Here is a 15699-nt window from a genome sequence, read left to right as displayed (position 1 = left end):
TACGGATGCAGCAATGCATCCCGGGTCATCGGTCCCGGTTCCATCCGGGCGGAGGAGACCTTGGCGCCTGTATCCGACGCCTACCCTTTGGAGCTCCCATGCAAGTCACACCCCTGATCTGGCTTATCACCATCGGCGTGACGATCCTCTTCTTCGTCTACGAGTTTTTTGCCCATGTGCGCAAACCCCACGAACCGGGCATCGCCGAATCCGCACGTTGGTCCGCGTTCTACATCATCCTGGCCGTCCTGTTCGGTGTCGGCATCGGCGTCGTCTCGGGCTGGACGTTCGGCGGCGAGTACTTCGCGGGTTATCTCACCGAGAAGGCCCTGTCGATCGACAACCTCTTCGTGTTCCTCATCGTGATGACCGGTTTCGCCGTACCGAAGATGTACCAGCAGAAAGTGCTGATGATCGGGATCATCATTGCCTTGATTTTGCGGGGGGCGTTCATCGCCATCGGCGCCGGACTGATCGAGAACTTCTCGTGGATTTTCTACATTTTCGGCGCGCTCTTGCTTGTCCTGGCCTACCGGCAGGCGTTCGGCGGACATGACTCCAACCCGGCCAACGGCAAGTTCATGGGCCTGGTGCGCCGTGTCCTGCCCGTGACCAACGAGTACCACGGGGACCGGCTCACCGTGAAGAAGGGCGGGACGCGCTTCATCACTCCGATGCTGCTGACGATCATTGCCATCGGCTTCGTAGACCTCATTTTTGCCGTCGATTCCATCCCCGCGATCTACGGCCTGACGAGCGAGGCGTACATCGTCTTTACAGCCAACGCCTTCGCGTTGATGGGCCTGCGGCAGCTGTTCTTCCTCATCGGCGGGTTGCTCGAACGCTTGATCTACCTCGCCCAGGGGCTTGCCGTGATCCTTGCGTTCATCGGCGTGAAGCTCGTCTTCCACGCCCTGCACGTCAATGAGCTGCCCTTCATCAACGGTGGCGAGCCGCTCCTCTGGGTACCTGAGATCCCCATCGGATTCTCGCTGCTCTTCATCGGCAGCACCATCGCCGTCGCCACCTTGGCGAGCCTGCTCAAGACCCGCCGTACTGCGGAGCGGGACAACCCCCGGCTGCCGGACGGCGCGGCCGCCGTGGACGGGGTCGCGGTGGGCGAGGCCCTTGAGTCCGCGGAGCACGACGGCGACCAGACGTCGAGCGGCCGGTCATGAAGAGTGGCCGGGATGCCAGGCGATGCCTGGCATCCCGGCCCAGCTGCGCAGGACGGTCCCTTGGCAGGGGAAAGTCAAAATGATCCCCCGGTCCGCCTTCCCCACTGTGATGTCTGGTGCCGGGGGTTGACGCAGCAGCCTTTGCCGGGTCCCGTTGAATTCCCGGAAACGGGTCAGCTGTCCGCTTTGCCGAAACGGAGGTCCGAGTCCAGCAGCCCTGCCGCCAGCGCCGGCGCCAAACCGGGTGCCAGCGGAAGACGCGGGACCACCAGGCAGTGCCACAAGTGGTATACGTCTGCCTTGCCGGACCAGACCGTGGAGGCGACGTTGCCGTGCTCGTCCAATTCCTGCTTCCAGGAACCGTGCTCATAGTCGATGAACCAGTCCCGGGCGTGGTCCCAGATCCGCTCGTACCAGCCCGCGTAGGTCTGGTCTCCGGTGGCCATGTAGAGTGCTGCCGCGCCCCCAATGGCTTCAACGGGGACCCAGCGAATGCGGGAGGTGACAACCGGCTTGCCTTCCCAGTCCACGGAGTACACGAACCCGGGGTTGCCATCGGGCTGCCAAGCGTCGCGGATGGCGGCGTCGAACAGGCCTTTGGCATCGTCCAGAAGCCAGTCCGGAACGCTGAGGCCGCGTGCCTCCAGGCCGGCACGGAGGTGGAGGAGCAAACGGGCCCACTCGACCCAGTGGCCCGGGGTTCCGCCGTAGGCGCGGAACTGGCTGGCCCGATCGTCGGTGTTGTAGTCCGGAATCGGGTTCCATTCCGGGTCGAAGTGTTCAAAGACGCGGTAGTTGTTGTTGCGCGCGAACTGGTGGATCAACACCTCGGCGATGTGGAGGGCGCGTTCGATCCAGCGGTTTTCGCCGGTCACGTCAGCAACTATGAGGTAGGCCTCAACGGAGTGCATGCTGGCGTTTCCGCCCCGGTATGCCTCGGTTTCCGTGAAGTCGCGGTTCCAGGAGTCGAAGCACATATTGGATTCGTGATCCCAGAATTTCGAGTCGGCAATCCGCAGGGCTTCTTCGAGGAGCTCCTGCGCTCCCGGGCGGCCGGCTGCAACAGCGCTGGCGGCGGCCAGGAGGACGAACGAGTGCTGGTAGCCGGATTTGGTGTCATCTACGGGACCGTTCTCATCCACCTCGGCGTACCAGCCGCCAAACTCCTCATCATGGAAGACCCCATTGAGCGCGGCGATGCCGTGGTCCGCCAACGAACCGGCTCCCGGGCGCCCCATCAGCGCGGCGATGGCAAAACTGTGCACCATGCGTGCCGTGATCCAGAGGTGGGTCGGCTTGTCGGCCTGAACCTTGCCGTAGTTGTCCAGCCAACCGAAACCGGTGGAGACCTTGGAACCGGCAGCGAAGTTGATGAGCCGGTCTGTTTCTGTTTCAAGCCAACGTGCGTGAGCGGCGCTGTTCAGCCACGTCATGTGCATCTCCTCAATAAGTTAGCGGCCACTGAGCGAGGGCCTGCTTCGATCTTAACGCTTGATGGTGGAAATCCACCAGAGAAAGTTTATTTTCCGACATCCAGTGGATGTGGGAAATCAACGCATGGGCACAGCCCATACCGGGAACGGGTCCGGACCAGGACCAGGCCCGGTTTTCGGAGCATACGGAGAGCAGCTCCCCAGGTCAGCAAGCAACCCGATAGGCAGCCGTCACGCGGCTACTATCAGCCTCACTCCTGCTGCCTCCAATGCGGTCATGATCTCCGCCGGCGGTGGCGCATCCGTGACCAGGATGTCGACGGCGTCGAACGCTGCCAGCCGCGCCAGGGCGTAACGGAGCATTTTCTGATGCGTCGCAACCACCACGACCTGCTCCGCGGACGCCATCAAGGCGAGCTTTGTGGCACGTTCGACGTCCCGTTCGATATAGAAAGCCTCGTCATGGATCCCGCTGACCCCAATGAACGCTGTTTTGGCATGCAGGCCCTCGGCGGCGCTGACGGTGATCGCGCCATTAAAGGCTTGGCTGTCGAGGAGCAACTCTCCCCCAAGGCAGATCGTGCGGGCAGACGTCAGCTGCAGGCACCGCTGAATTGCGGGAGCCGAATGGGTGATGATCGTGCCCGTGAAGGTTGCGGGCAGTTCCTGCGCGATCTGGTACGTGGTTGTTCCCGCGTCCAGGATGATCGCGTCGCGTTCGGCAATGAGATCCACGCATGCCCGGGCCACGCGCCGTTTCGCGGCAGCATCCTCCCGGGCGCGGGCGGCGAAGTCAGCGTTCTGGCCGTGCCCTTCGACGGCACTGACGCCGCCGTGGACCACCTTGACCAGCCCCATCTTGGAGAGTGCGCGCGTATCGCGGCGGATGGTCATATCCGACACGTCGAAAGTCCCCGCCAGGTCGGTGGTGGAAAGGAACCCCCGCCGCCCGAGCTCGTCCAGAATGGTCCGCTGACGTGGGGTCAGCGCGGCCTCTTCCCGTGTGACGCTCATGGCTCCTCCTCTCCTGCCCCGTAAACCGACGGTCGGCGCGGCAGAGTGTTGTAATTCCAACACAATCCTAGCTACTTCTGCACAGCAACACTCGGCGCGTGGAGCTCTACGGCGCGTCCTTCAATGATGGACTGCTCTGCAGCCAGGCCCATCCGCACCGACTGGAGGCCATCAGCCACCGTGACATCAACGGGTCCCTCCCCGAGGATGGCCTTGCGGTATCCGAGGTGTTCGTAATAGGTGGAGCCGTGATGCGCGCCCGCGGCCAGCACCGCTTCATCCACGGGGACCTCATGCTTCTCCGGGCCCAGCGGGGAGCGGGGGCTGAATTCGACGGTGGCTTCGGTTTCGTCGCCTTCGATCCAGTGATTGGCTGCGACCGGAATAAGGGTCTCGATCTTGGCAGCGTCGCCCACAATCGAAATGCGTTCCTGGAACTTGGAGCCCTCGGCGAACATCGAGAGTTCAAGCATGGCCCGGCGGCCACCCTTGAAGTCAACAATGACGTAGGCGTTGTCCACCATGTCGGAGATCCGGCCGTCGTAGACCTCATCCATGTGATTGACGTCGTGGCCGCCACTGGCGTAGATGCGGGTGGGCTCGTCCTGCAGGATCAAGCGCATGAGATCGAAGAAGTGGCAGCACTTTTCCACCAGGGTCCCTCCGGTGCGCTCTGCGAAGCGGTTCCAGGCATCCACCTTGTGCAGGAACGGGAAGCGGTGCTCGACGATCGAGAGCATGTGGATATTGCCAAGCTTGCCGTTGTGCGCGGCCTGGATGATCTCCTGAACGGGCGGCATGTAGCGGTACTCCATCGCCACCCACACCGGAGCCGTGTAGGTGGCCGCAAGTCCTTCAAGCTCGTCCGCTTGCTCCGCGCTGGTGCACACCGGCTTCTCCACCAGCACAGGCAGGTTTGTCCCGCTGGCGAAGATGTCCTTCAGGATTTCCAAGTGCGTGTCGTTTGGACTGGCGATCACTAGCGCATCCACCAGGCCTGAAGCCAACAAGTCCTTATGGGCGGAGAAGGTCTGTACGTCGTAGCCGATTTCCCGCGCGGTTTCTTCCAGGGACGACGGCGTCGGGTCCGCAACCGCGGTGATAACGCTTCCCGGGATCAAAGCCAGGTTTCGAACGTGTTCGCGCGCCATGTGGCCGGCACCGATGAGGCCATAGCGGATGGTCTGCGCTGCTTCTCCAGAGGGCAATGACATTGATCTGCTCCGTTTTCTCTGCGTTGAGGTCGTTGGGGGCGGGCGTTGCATCCCAAACATCACTATACAGAATGTGTTGTTTTTCACACATAGCGTGTGTATATTTTTTCACACCAGCCCAACTACAACGAGGTGGAACGTGCCCCAACTGTCATCCGAGACCCTGCTTTTCGTCGGGTGTGCCACATTGGACTCCATCGCCCTGGTGCAGGACTACCCCGCAGCCGACAGCCGGACCGTTGCCAGCGACTTTGCTACGGCAGGTGGCGGCCCCGCGGCCACAGCGGCCGTCGCCGCGGCCCGCGCCGGAGCCAGTGCAGCTTTCGCAGGAGTTGTTGGCGCCGACGAAGAGGGCGACCGCATCATCAGTGGCCTGGAAGCCGAGGGTGTTGACACCCCTGCGGTCATCCGGAATCCGGATGCCAGGACGGGCGCCAGCGTGATTGTGGTCAGCAAAGCCACCGAAAGCCGGGCAATCGTCACGCGGCCTGTTCCTCCTGTCCGCTTTCCCGAGGGCGGCCGGTTCCATGAACTTCTGGGAACAGCTTCCTGGGTCCACGTCGATCACTTGGGCTGGAGCGCCGTCGCACACGTGCCGGGCCTGCGCATCAGTGTCGACGCCGGGAACCCCATCCCCTCCTTCAGCCCGCAAGGCGTAGCACTGTATGTGCCGACGATCGAGCGGCTGCAGGCCGAATACGGCGACGGCCTTTCGCCAGAAGCCCTCCTGCAAAAAGCCGTCGACGACGGCGCCACCGCCGTCGTCGCGACAGCCGGTTCCGAGGGCGCCTGGGGACTTGAAAAGGGCGGCGTGCCGTTCCACGTGCCGGCAACTCCCGCCGACATCGTCTCTACTCTGGGCGCCGGCGACGTCTACCACGGAGCAATCCTCGCGGCTGTCGCCGCAGGGCTTCCGCTCCCCGAAGCAGCTGCGTTCGCAGGACGCACCGCGTCCGCATCCTGCGCCGGACTGGACGGACGCTCCATGATTCCCCGCCAAACCATCACCCCAGTACTTACCTAAGTTCAACTCCCTAGCTGAAAGAAGCAGCCCATGAGCACTACCGACCTTTCCGCCCTCCAACGCCCCTCAGGCGCGTTCGCCATGCTCGCCGTTGACCAGCGCGAGGCGATGCGCAACATGTTCGCCGAGCACACGGACCAGCCCGTGACCGACGAGGACCTGCGGGACTTCAAGCTTGCGGCCGCACGAATCCTCACCCCTTATGCCTCGGGCGTCCTCATTGACCGCCAGTTCGCCCTGGACCAGGCCATCGAAGCAAAGGTGGTGGACCCCGGCTGCGGGCTCATCGCTTCAGCCGACCACTTCGAGTCCGCACACGATGAGCTGGTGGGCGAAGTAACCATCGACAAGCTGGTGGACCCCGGGAAGTACGCTGCCTTGGGCGCGAAAGCGCTGAAACTGCTGGTCCTCTACCGCCCGGACGAGCCCGCCGAAGGACGCGTGGAAATGGTCCGTGAATTCGTGGACAGCTGCAAGTCCGCCGGGCTGATCAGCATCATCGAACCCGTCTCCCGCAAACCGCTGGCAGGTGGCGATTTCGACTGGAACGCCGGCATCCTGGCCGCAGCCAAGGAACTGGGCAGCTTGGGCGCAGACCTTTATAAGGCTGAGGTCCCGTTCAAGGGCCAGGCCTCCGAAGCCGAAGTCCGCGCAGCCTGCGCCGAACTCAGCAAAGCCATCGACGGCCCGTGGGTGGTGCTCTCATCGGGCGTCCCCGAAGACGTCTTCCCGGAGGCCGTCCGCTGGGCCTGCCTTGAAGGCGCCAGTGGATTCCTGGCCGGACGGGCGGTCTGGGCCTCGTGCATTGGCTCACCCGATGTCATTGAATCCCTGTCCACCGACGCCGTCCAGAGGCTGCAGCGGCTCTGCGCCGTCGTCGATGAAGTGGTAACCGCCCAGCGAACCAACGCCTGATACCGACGTCCCCCCAAACACCAACCAGGCACAGCAAACACTCAACGAGGAGAATATTGTGAGTCAGATTTCACGCAGGCAAGCCATGGCCGTTCTCGGTGCCCTCGGCCTCACCGCCACCGCCGCCGCATGCGCGGGCCCCGGCGGTTCCACAGCTCCGGGTGGCGCCACCGGCCCTTCAGCTCCCGCCACCGGCGACATCACCGGCAAGGTCTCATTCGCACACTGGCGTGGCGAAGACAAAGCAGTGTTCGACGAGCTCATCAAGCGCTTCGTTGCCAAGAACAGCGGCGCGGAAGTCGTCCAGGACATCTCGACCTCCAACGACTACAACGCACAGGGCCTGCAGAAGGTCCGCGGCGCAGCAATCGGTGATGCGTTCGCCACCTTCCGCGGGGCGCAGTTCACCAACTTCTCAGAGGCCGGCATCTATACGGAGCTCAAGAACAGCAAGGCGGTCGGCAACTACCAAAAGGGCTTGCTGTCGGCCGGGCAGTCGGGCGAGAACCAGCTGGGTTTGCCGTACCAGGTAGTTTTCCCGATGCCCATGGCGAACACTGACCTTTTCGATAAGGCCGGCGCCGATCTGGCCCCGAAGGATTGGGATGCCTTCCTTGCCATGTGCGAGAAGCTCGCATCCTCCGGCGTCACGCCGATCTCCTGGCCCGGCGGTGACGTCGGTAACGGCGGACAGCTGTTCAACTGCATGATCGCCAACAACGCTCCCGTGGACGACATGTGTGCCCAGATCGAACAGGGCAAGCTCAAGTGCACGGACGACTGGTTCATCACCATGCTGAACCAGTACAAGGACCTGGTCCCGTTCCTGCAGGCCAACGCCACGGGTACTGCTGTGGAACCGGCGCAGAACCTCTTTTCCCAGGGGAAGGCAGCCATGCTGGCCACTGGGTCCTACCACCTCGCCGCCGTCCGAAACCTGGGCGCGTCGTTCCCCATCGAACTGGTCTTCCCCAACACTTCCAAGGGCGGCAACGGCAAATACGAGGGCGTCTACAACGCCACCTTCATCCTCGGCGTCAACTCGGCCAGCAAGCACCAGGCGGCAGCCGCAGCCTGGATCGATTTCCTGTCCGAACCCGAAAACGCGGCGTATTACGCCAATGAGACGGCCCAGCACGTTGCCGTCAAGGATGTTGACTACACCAACCCGGACCTGAAGCGCCTGAGCCCGTGGCTGGACAAGAAGACGGCGCTGGCCGCCCGGTTCCAGTTCCAGAACCTGGATGTCCGCAATGCGGTGGAGGCCAGCGCCACCGCCGTCATCTCCGGCACCAGCCCGCAGCAAGCGGCCGAAGCTGCACAGAAGATCGTGGACGAACGGCTATGAGCACCCACACCGGAATGGCTGCCAAGCGGCAAGCACCCGACAGCAGAGCGGGGGCTCCGGTGAAGAAGCGCCGGTCCCCCACGCGCATGAATCCCGCGCTCTACCTGTTTCCGTTGCCGGCAGTGGCCATCATCGCGTTCTTCCTGGTGATGCCGACCCTCCAGGCATTCCAGTATGCGGTGACTGACTGGAACGGCTTCTCGGCGGCGTTCAACTACGTGGGCGTGGACAACTTCGTCCGGGCGTTCACCAAGGACTCGTTGTTTACCAACGCGCTGACGAACAACCTGAAGTTCGTGCTCCTGGTCGTCATCGCCCAGACAGTATTCTCGCTTCTGCTGGCGCTGCTCCTGACAAAGAACTCCCGCGGCAGCATCGTGCTTCGAGCCCTGTTCTTCTTCCCGACCATCCTGTCCTCCGTCTCCGTGGCGTTCATCTGGAAGTTCATCTACGATCCCAACTTCGGCCTGGCCAACTCGGTCCTGGGTGCAGTGGGCCTGGAAGGACTCCAAGGCTCATACCTGGGCGACAACAACCAGGCCTTGTACTGGGTAGCTGTAACGCAGGTCTGGTTCCACGCCGGGCAGATGATGGTGGTCTACATTGCGGGCCTGCAGGCCATACCGCGGGAACTCTACGAGGCCGCGGAGATGGATGGCGCAAACAAGTGGCAGCAGTTCAAATCCATTACCTGGCCCTTCGTGGCACCCGCAACGTCCATCGTGGTCGCTTACACCACCGTGCAATCGTTCAAGGCGTTCGACCTCATCCTCGGCATCGCGGGCAATCCGCCCAAGAGCTCCCTGGACATCCTCTCCACACGCATCTACAGCACCTTCGCCAACTCGGAGTTCGGCTATGCGGCCGCCCAATCGATCATCTTCATGGCGATGATCGCTCTGGTCACCTGGCTTCAGCGTCGCTTGCTCCGGCTGACCCCGAAGGGGGAATAACAGCATGCTCGCCTCAATAAGCCGCCGCGCCATCCTTGGCATCTACGCGCTGATCATCATCGTCCCACTGACTGTGGTGGGGTTTGGCAGCTTCAAATCAACACAGGAATTGTTCGAAGGCCCCTTCAGCCTGCCGCAATCCCTCTCCCCGTCCAACTATGCCGAAGTCATTGGTGGCCAGGACCTCGGCTCGTCATTCTTGAACAGCGTGATCGTCACCGCGATATCCGTTCCGCTCACTCTGTTCATCGCCAGCCTGGCCGGTTATGCAGTGTCACGGCTCAGGGGATTCGTGTCGTGGGCCATCTTCGGATTCCTGGTCCTGGGCATGGCAATCCCGGCCCAAGCCAATATGGTCCCGCTGTATGTGCTCTTCGGTCGGCTCGGACTCCTGGACAGCCTCACGGGACTGATCCTGGCCAACGTCGTCTCAACCCTGCCGATCGCCGTGTTCATCCTGGGTGGCTTCATGCGCACCCTGCCCAAGGAACTCTACGAAGCGTCCTCGATCGATGGCACCGGCCCGTGGAAGACCTACGCCTCCATCGCCCTGCCGCTCTCGACACCATCCATTGCGGCCGCGGCCATCTTCCTGTTCGTCATCCACTGGAACGAACTGCTGTATCCGCTCCTGTTCATCCAGTCCCCCGGAAACCGCACACTGCCATTGGCACTGCTCAGTTTCCAGGGTGAATTCCAAACCAACTATCCCCTGTTGTTTGCCGGCGTCATCCTGGCTTCCCTGCCCGTCGTCGTCGCCTACATCTTCCTGCAGCGCTACTTTGTAGCGGGCATCACCGCAGGCGCCAGCAAGGGATGAGCATCCGAAAGGCAACATCGTGAACCTGAAATCAGCACACCACCTGATTAATGGGACCTGGCATTCGTCCGACTCCTCCAAGGATGTGCTGGATCCAGGCAATGGCAGCACAGTCGGGGAGGTCGCGTGGGGCGGTGCCGCGGACGCAACAAGGGCCGCCGATGCAGCAGCGGAGGCTTTTGGCAGCTGGTCCCGGACCACCGTCCGGACCCGGGCAGACCTCCTTCAGAATGCGGCCGCCCTGTTGGCCGAGCGACGCAACGAACTCGCCCACACGTTGGCGTTGGAGGCCGGCAAGCGGCTACCGGAAGCCCAAGGCGAAGTGGACTTCTCCGTGGAATACTTCCGCTGGTTCGCGGAGGAAGTACGCCGCAGCACCGGAACGGTCAGCCCACCCGAGCTCAGGGGTCGGCGTCATCTCAGCACGCGCAAACCAATAGGTGTTGCTTTGAGCCTGACCCCGTGGAACTTCCCGGTGTCCATCCAGGCCCGAAAGCTGGCGGCCATGCTCGCCGCCGGATGCACCGTCGTGGGCCGTGTCTCTGACAAGGCGCCTCTGGCCGCCACCGGGCTCTTCGAAGTCCTTCATGACGCCGGCTTCCCTGCCGGCGTCGTGAACCTGGTCCACGGCCCGTCCCGCGAAACGACCGCAGCGCTGCTCAAGCACCCCGCCGTGCGCGCTGTCAGCTTCACCGGCTCCACCGGGGTTGGCCGCCAGATCATGGCGTCCGCCTCGGATCGCATTGTGAGGCCGCTGCTTGAACTGGGCGGCAACGCCCCGTTCATTGTGTTCGAGGATGCCGACCTTGACGCGGCCGTGGACGGGGCGGTTCTTGGCAGGCTCCGGAACACCGGCCAATCCTGCGTAGCCGCAAACCGCTTCCTGGTTCAGGACAGCATCGCGGACGAGTTCGCCCGGAAACTGGCGGCGAAATTCGATGCGTTGACGATCGGCCACGGCGTTCCCGAAGGTGACTCGGCAGTCCCCGATCTGGGACCCGTGATCGACGACGACCGGGTGCGCGCCGTGCAGGCGTTGGTCGATGATGCCCTGGACCGCGGCGCACGCCGCGTCACCGAACGTACCCAGGTTCCCGGCCAGGGTTCCTTCCTGGCACCCACCCTCCTGGTCGACGTTCCCGCGGACGCGCCATTGGTCAGCGACGAGGTCTTCGGACCTGCAGCCGGTGTTGTCACCTTCGCCTCGGAGGACGAAGCCATCAGCAAGGCAAACGCCACTGAAATGGGGCTTGCTGCCTACGTGTGGAGCCAGGACGCCAGGCGGGGCTGGGAAGTACCTGAGCAGCTGGAGGCAGGCATCGTCGGAGTCAACGACCCCCTCCCCTCAGTAGCCTTCGCCCCTATGGGCGGTGCCAAGCAGTCCGGCCTCGGCAGGGAAGGGTCCAGCCTCGGCCTGGAGGAGTTTGAGGAGGTCCAGTACGTGGCGTGGAGGGCCTAGATGCTGACCACCGGGCTGGTCCTGGGCGCCGTCGTCATGGGCGCCGGCATGCAGCGTGTCACCGGGATGGGGTTTGCCCTGGTGGCCGCGCCGTTCCTGGTCCTGCTTTTGGGCCCGGTGGAGGGCGTGGTGCTGGTCAACGTCTGCGGAGCCGTGACCGCGGGAGCGATTATCTTCCGCGTCGTTCGGGATATTGACTGGAAACAGTACCTGGCGTTGGCTGCGTCGGCGCTGGCGGGAATCGTGCCGGCGGCCATCCTCATCCGGTACCTGCCGCCTCCGGTCCTTGAGATCTCGATCGGAGTCATCCTCGCCATCGGGCTGACAGTCCTGCTGGTGATGAAATCGGCAGTCCTCCCCCGCCGTCGTCGGTACCTCTTCGCGGCAGGCGGACTCAGCGGCTTCATGAATACCGCAGCAGGAGTGGGCGGACCGGCGGTCAGCATGTATTCCATCGCAACCCGGTGGCAGCACAAGTCCTTCGCCGCCACCATGCAGCCCTACTTCTTCACCATCGGCTCGTTTTCCCTCCTCTCCAAAGCCATCACCGCCCCCGCGTCATTTCCGGTTCTACCCATGACGATGTGGCTCGCCGTCGCGGCTGCCTGCCTGGCCGGACTGGTGCTGGGTGACCTGGCTGCCAAACGCGTTTCGGCCCGCGCAGCGCAGATTTTGCTGATCATCCTGGCCTATCTTGGCGCGGCTGCCACGATTGTGCGCGGCGTGCTGGATGCCATGGGCTGACACCGGCAGCCCACCCCAAACCATTCATCCCAAAACCAATCAACCAATCAAGCAAAGGACCGTCATGTCTGTCATTTCACCCCACGGCACCCTCCAGGTATCGACCCCGAACCACGAACCCCTCTCCCTCACCATCGAGGGCGACGCCCCCTTGGCCGTGCGCGTTGAAGTGGAGAACACCTGCACGTGCGGTGCCGGCCACGCCCGGCACGTAGGTTCCTATACCGATACCGACTTCGGCACACGCTAGGGCCCAAAAACCGCAAGCTGTCACCACGGGTGTTTTTTAGGAGTCACATGGATCTTTCTTCCGCGTTCAAGGCCTACGACGTACGGGGCATAGTAGGTGTTTCACTCACTGACGAAGCCGCCGAAGCCATAGGCGCCGCCTTCGTCGACGTCCTGGGCCTCGCCGGCCGGAAGGTTCTCTGCGGAGGCGACATGCGCCCGTCATCCCGGGGATTCGTCTCGGCGTTCTCCATCGGGGCGTCCCGCCGGGGTGCCGAGGTGTACGACCTCGGGCTGATTTCCACCGATGAGCTCTACTTTGCCAGCGGTGCGCTCGACGCCGCAGGTGCCATTTTCACGGCAAGTCACAATCCCTCCCAGTACAACGGAATCAAGATGGCCAAAGCCGGGGCCGTTCCCATTTCATCCGACACGGGGCTGCTCGCCATACGCGATCTTGCGCAACGCTACCTGGACGGGGGTTACCCCACGGCGCAAAGGGCAGGGAATATCGCCCCGCTTGATGTCCTTGGCGACTACGCCGCGAAGCTGCGTACACTCATCGATCTGGACACCGTGCGACCCCTCAAGGTTGTTGTCGACGCAGGGAACGGCATGGCAGGTTTGACGGTTCCGGCCGTCTTGGGCAACGAATTGCTGGACGGCCTGCCCCTCACCATTGTCCCCCTGTACTTCGAACTGGACGGGACGTTCCCGAACCACCCCGCCAACCCCTTGGAGCCGGAGAACCTGCTGGACCTGCAGGCAGCCGTCCTGGAGCACGGTGCCGATATTGGTTTGGCTTTCGACGGCGACGCGGACCGCTGCTTCGTCGTCGACGAGACGGGGCGGGCTGTCTCGCCGTCGGCAATAACCGCGATGATAGCCGTCCGCGAAATTGCCAGGGCCCAGTCACAGGGCGAGGCCGCCCCGACCGTCATCCACAACGTCATTACGTCCCGGGCAGTGCCTGAATTCGTCGAGCAGGCCGGTGGACGGCCCGTCCGCACGCGCGTGGGCCATTCCTTCATCAAGGCACGCATGGCCGAGGAAAACGCTGTCTTCGGAGGCGAGCATTCGGCCCATTACTACTTCCGCGACTTCTACAACGCGGACACGGGATTGCTGGCCGCGATGCATGTACTCGCTGCCCTTGGCGAACAGTATGCGCCCCTCTCCACGCTTGCCGGCAAGTTCGAGCCGTACTCTGCCAGCGGGGAAATCAACTCCACTGTCACCGATACCGATCAAGCCATCGCGGCGGTTCGGAACTCCTACGAACCGGCACCCGGAGTTGCCTTTGACGAGTCGGACGGGCTGACCATAGCCGCGGAATCAGGCCACTGGTGGTTCAACGTCAGGGCATCGAACACCGAGGAACTGCTCCGCTTGAACGTTGAGGCCAATGATGCCGCAACCATGCAGTCCGTTCGGGATACTGTCTTGGATCTCATCCGGAACTGAATCCGATTGGCGGCAGGTCTCCCACTGCCGGGACGGCAGCATGCCGTCCCGGGACCTCGGACCCTACCCACTCCCGTGGCTCCGCGCTATGACTGGAATAAACCTCCAAAGCGGAAGGACCGGTCATGATGTGGGGTTACGGACAAGGCATGGTGTGGATGTGGCTGTGGGTCCCCCTGCTGCTGGTCGGCGTCGCGATCCTGGTACTTCTGGCAGTCAAGGTCTTTGGCGGACACGGACCCGCCGGTCCACAGATGCCGGGGGGCATCCCGCCTACGGGACGGAGCACGGCCCGCCGGATCCTTGATGAGCGCTTTGCCAGGGGAGAACTCACGGCGGACCAGTACCGCGAACATCTCAAAGTGCTTGGTGAGGGCCCGTAATGAAGCCGCTCAGTCGCCGTCGGGCGTTGCTCCTTGGCGGGCTGGGCATAGCGGCAACTGCGGCCGGCGGGGGCGGGTTGGCCTGGACCCTGGCCTCGCGGACGACGGCCGGGACGGGCGGCGAACTGGTCCAGCCCGCGGAAGTGCGGAGCACGAACGGCCAGTTGCAGGTACGCCTCCAAGCAGCACCAGGACCGATGGTGTTGGGAGGACGGCAAGCCACGGCACTGGGCTACAACGGCGGTATTCCCGGCCCAACGCTTCGTTTGTTTCCAAGCGATGTGCTCCGCGTGGAACTCGTCAATAACCTTGCCCAAGCCACCAACCTGCATGTGCACGGGCTCCATGTTTCACCGGAAGGCAACGGCGACAATGTTTTTGTTTCGGTGAACCCCGGCGACGCCTTTTCCTATGGCTACAAACTCCCTGCGGACCATCCCCCGGGCGTTTATTGGTATCACCCCCACCATCACGGCACGGTAGCCGACCAGATCTTCGCAGGACTCTTCGGAGCAATCATCGTCGAGGACCGGAAACCGATTGAGTCAGCCCTGGAACGTGTGCTGCTTATTTCGGACACCACCCTTGATGGGCAAGGGAACGTTGCACAAGTGCCCATGATGGAACGGATGATGGGCCGGCAGGGTGAACTGCTCCTTGTCAACGGTAAAAGCAACCCACACTTCGATGCCCGCCCGGGCCAGCGCGAAAGGTGGCGCATCGTCAACACCTGCGTGGCCCGCTACCTGCGGTTGCGGCTCGACGGTCAGCAAATGCAACTGCTGGGCATGGACTCCGGCCGGTTCCCGGCGCCCAAGCCAGTCAATGAAGTTCTCCTGACGCCAGGAAACCGCGCTGACCTTCTTGTGACCACTTCCGACGGCGGATCGGTACTGCGCGCGCTCTACCAGGACCGGGGAAGTATGCCGGGGATGATGGGGCAGATGCCCGGAGAACGAGGCCCGGCCGACCAGCCGGACGGTACGGCACTGGCAACTCTCCGCGTGGCCGGCGAACCGGTCCCGCAACTGCCGACGGTGCCCATCCAGGACGTACCTGAAGACCTGCGGTCAGCGGCAGTGGCGGCACGCCGGCGGATCGTACTGGCCGCCGGCATGGGCAGAGGCATGATGCGCTTCACGATCAACGGCAAGGAATTCCAGGAAGCGCGGATAGACACAAGGGTGGCTTCCGGATCCGTGGAGGAATGGACGCTGACCAACGCCAGTCCCATGGATCACCCGTTCCACCTTCATGTCTGGCCCATGCAGATCATCGAGGAGAACGGTCAGTCCGTGGACGATGCCATCTGGCAGGACGTGGTCAATGTACCCGCCAACGGGCGGGTGAAGGTCAGGGTGGCGTTCAAAGACTTCCGCGGGCGGTCCGTCTATCACTGCCACATCCTGGACCACGAAGACTTGGGAATGATGGGGTCCATTGAAGTCACGTAGCTCCAGACGCGAGCACCTTGCCGCGCATACCCCTTAGGGGTATATTGTTTGTGTTGTCAGTGAAGTGG

Annotated in this window: 15 protein-coding genes; 12 read left to right on the top strand and 3 right to left on the bottom strand. The window is 63.1% G+C overall.

Features of this window, described 5'->3' with window-relative positions:
* Positions 1 to 98: 98 nt before the first annotated feature.
* On the top strand, positions 99 to 1178 hold the full coding sequence (locus RI444_RS09695; protein WP_207604713.1) for a TerC family protein: 1080 nt from the start codon (positions 99 to 101) through the stop codon (positions 1176 to 1178).
* A gap of 173 nt (positions 1179 to 1351) precedes the next feature.
* On the opposite strand, the gene RI444_RS09690 is transcribed toward RI444_RS09695, so the two are convergent.
* The 3 genes from RI444_RS09690 to RI444_RS09680 all read right to left on the bottom strand — a co-directional run bounded on the left by RI444_RS09690 (position 1352) and on the right by RI444_RS09680 (position 4839).
* Positions 1352 to 2611: an AGE family epimerase/isomerase gene (locus RI444_RS09690; RefSeq protein ID WP_207604712.1), complete on the bottom strand. Its 1260-nt coding sequence runs from the start codon at positions 2609 to 2611 to the stop codon at positions 1352 to 1354.
* A 231-nt stretch (positions 2612 to 2842) separates the two neighbouring features.
* The gene (locus RI444_RS09685) at positions 2843 to 3625 is read right to left on the bottom strand and encodes a DeoR/GlpR family DNA-binding transcription regulator (RefSeq protein WP_021472111.1); all 783 of its coding nucleotides are present in this window, start codon (positions 3623 to 3625) and stop codon (positions 2843 to 2845) included.
* Positions 3626 to 3696: 71 nt separating this feature from the next.
* A complete protein-coding gene (locus RI444_RS09680; protein ID WP_207604711.1) occupies positions 3697 to 4839 on the bottom strand; it encodes a Gfo/Idh/MocA family protein in 1143 nt (380 codons plus the stop codon).
* A 139-nt stretch (positions 4840 to 4978) separates the two neighbouring features.
* Here RI444_RS09680 and RI444_RS09675 point away from each other — a divergent pair, with 139 nt between their 5' ends.
* From RI444_RS09675 to RI444_RS09625, 11 genes are all read left to right on the top strand, one after another.
* The gene (locus tag RI444_RS09675; RefSeq protein ID WP_316963902.1) at positions 4979 to 5863 is read left to right on the top strand and encodes a PfkB family carbohydrate kinase; all 885 of its coding nucleotides are present in this window, start codon (positions 4979 to 4981) and stop codon (positions 5861 to 5863) included.
* A gap of 30 nt (positions 5864 to 5893) precedes the next feature.
* Positions 5894 to 6778, top strand: coding sequence for an aldolase (locus RI444_RS09670; protein WP_021472108.1), 885 nt, complete (start codon positions 5894 to 5896; stop codon positions 6776 to 6778).
* 58 nt (positions 6779 to 6836) lie between these two features.
* Positions 6837 to 8126: an ABC transporter substrate-binding protein gene (locus tag RI444_RS09665; RefSeq protein ID WP_062096646.1), complete on the top strand. Its 1290-nt coding sequence runs from the start codon at positions 6837 to 6839 to the stop codon at positions 8124 to 8126.
* A complete protein-coding gene (locus RI444_RS09660; RefSeq protein ID WP_207604710.1) occupies positions 8123 to 9079 on the top strand; it encodes a carbohydrate ABC transporter permease in 957 nt (318 codons plus the stop codon). Before RI444_RS09665 ends, RI444_RS09660 begins: the two co-directional genes overlap by 4 nt.
* Positions 9080 to 9083: 4 nt before the next feature.
* Complete coding sequence (locus RI444_RS09655) at positions 9084 to 9899, top strand: carbohydrate ABC transporter permease (protein ID WP_021472105.1); 816 nt, start codon at positions 9084 to 9086, stop codon at positions 9897 to 9899.
* A gap of 19 nt (positions 9900 to 9918) precedes the next feature.
* Complete coding sequence (locus RI444_RS09650; protein WP_207604709.1) at positions 9919 to 11358, top strand: NAD-dependent succinate-semialdehyde dehydrogenase; 1440 nt, start codon at positions 9919 to 9921, stop codon at positions 11356 to 11358.
* Positions 11359 to 12102, top strand: a complete 744-nt coding sequence (locus tag RI444_RS09645; protein ID WP_062096641.1) for a sulfite exporter TauE/SafE family protein — start codon at positions 11359 to 11361, stop codon at positions 12100 to 12102.
* A gap of 64 nt (positions 12103 to 12166) precedes the next feature.
* Positions 12167 to 12352, top strand: coding sequence for a hypothetical protein (locus RI444_RS09640; protein WP_062096639.1), 186 nt, complete (start codon positions 12167 to 12169; stop codon positions 12350 to 12352).
* A 47-nt stretch (positions 12353 to 12399) separates the two neighbouring features.
* The gene (locus tag RI444_RS09635) at positions 12400 to 13794 is read left to right on the top strand and encodes a phosphomannomutase/phosphoglucomutase (protein WP_207604708.1); all 1395 of its coding nucleotides are present in this window, start codon (positions 12400 to 12402) and stop codon (positions 13792 to 13794) included.
* A gap of 125 nt (positions 13795 to 13919) precedes the next feature.
* Entirely contained in the window at positions 13920 to 14177 is a 258-nt protein-coding gene (locus RI444_RS09630; RefSeq protein WP_207604707.1) for an SHOCT domain-containing protein, read from the top strand.
* The gene (locus tag RI444_RS09625) at positions 14177 to 15631 is read left to right on the top strand and encodes a multicopper oxidase family protein (protein WP_207604706.1); all 1455 of its coding nucleotides are present in this window, start codon (positions 14177 to 14179) and stop codon (positions 15629 to 15631) included. Before RI444_RS09630 ends, RI444_RS09625 begins: the two co-directional genes overlap by 1 nt.
* Positions 15632 to 15699: the final 68 nt, after the last annotated feature.

The sequence above is a fragment of the Paenarthrobacter sp. AT5 genome (genome assembly GCF_032764245.1).
In the GTDB taxonomy this organism is placed as follows: Bacteria; Actinomycetota; Actinomycetes; order Actinomycetales; family Micrococcaceae; genus Arthrobacter; species Arthrobacter ureafaciens.
The sequence above is the reverse complement of the archived record's forward strand: the minus strand, read 5'-3'. Positions and strand labels throughout refer to the sequence as shown.

What these genes read in the sequence shown, in the direction of transcription:
- RI444_RS09680 (WP_207604711.1), bottom strand. Translation starts at nt 4,839, where the DNA reads ATGTCATTGCCCTCTGGAGAAGCAGCGCAGACCATCCGCTATGGCCTC.
- RI444_RS09630 (WP_207604707.1), top strand. Translation starts at nt 13,920, where the DNA reads ATGATGTGGGGTTACGGACAAGGCATGGTGTGGATGTGGCTGTGGGTC.
- RI444_RS09635 (WP_207604708.1), top strand. Translation starts at nt 12,400, where the DNA reads ATGGATCTTTCTTCCGCGTTCAAGGCCTACGACGTACGGGGCATAGTA.
- RI444_RS09640 (WP_062096639.1), top strand. Translation starts at nt 12,167, where the DNA reads ATGTCTGTCATTTCACCCCACGGCACCCTCCAGGTATCGACCCCGAAC.
- RI444_RS09660 (WP_207604710.1), top strand. Translation starts at nt 8,123, where the DNA reads ATGAGCACCCACACCGGAATGGCTGCCAAGCGGCAAGCACCCGACAGC.
- RI444_RS09625 (WP_207604706.1), top strand. Translation starts at nt 14,177, where the DNA reads ATGAAGCCGCTCAGTCGCCGTCGGGCGTTGCTCCTTGGCGGGCTGGGC.
- RI444_RS09645 (WP_062096641.1), top strand. Translation starts at nt 11,359, where the DNA reads ATGCTGACCACCGGGCTGGTCCTGGGCGCCGTCGTCATGGGCGCCGGC.
- RI444_RS09670 (WP_021472108.1), top strand. Translation starts at nt 5,894, where the DNA reads ATGAGCACTACCGACCTTTCCGCCCTCCAACGCCCCTCAGGCGCGTTC.
- RI444_RS09695 (WP_207604713.1), top strand. Translation starts at nt 99, where the DNA reads ATGCAAGTCACACCCCTGATCTGGCTTATCACCATCGGCGTGACGATC.
- RI444_RS09655 (WP_021472105.1), top strand. Translation starts at nt 9,084, where the DNA reads ATGCTCGCCTCAATAAGCCGCCGCGCCATCCTTGGCATCTACGCGCTG.
- RI444_RS09685 (WP_021472111.1), bottom strand. Translation starts at nt 3,625, where the DNA reads ATGAGCGTCACACGGGAAGAGGCCGCGCTGACCCCACGTCAGCGGACC.
- RI444_RS09690 (WP_207604712.1), bottom strand. Translation starts at nt 2,611, where the DNA reads ATGACGTGGCTGAACAGCGCCGCTCACGCACGTTGGCTTGAAACAGAA.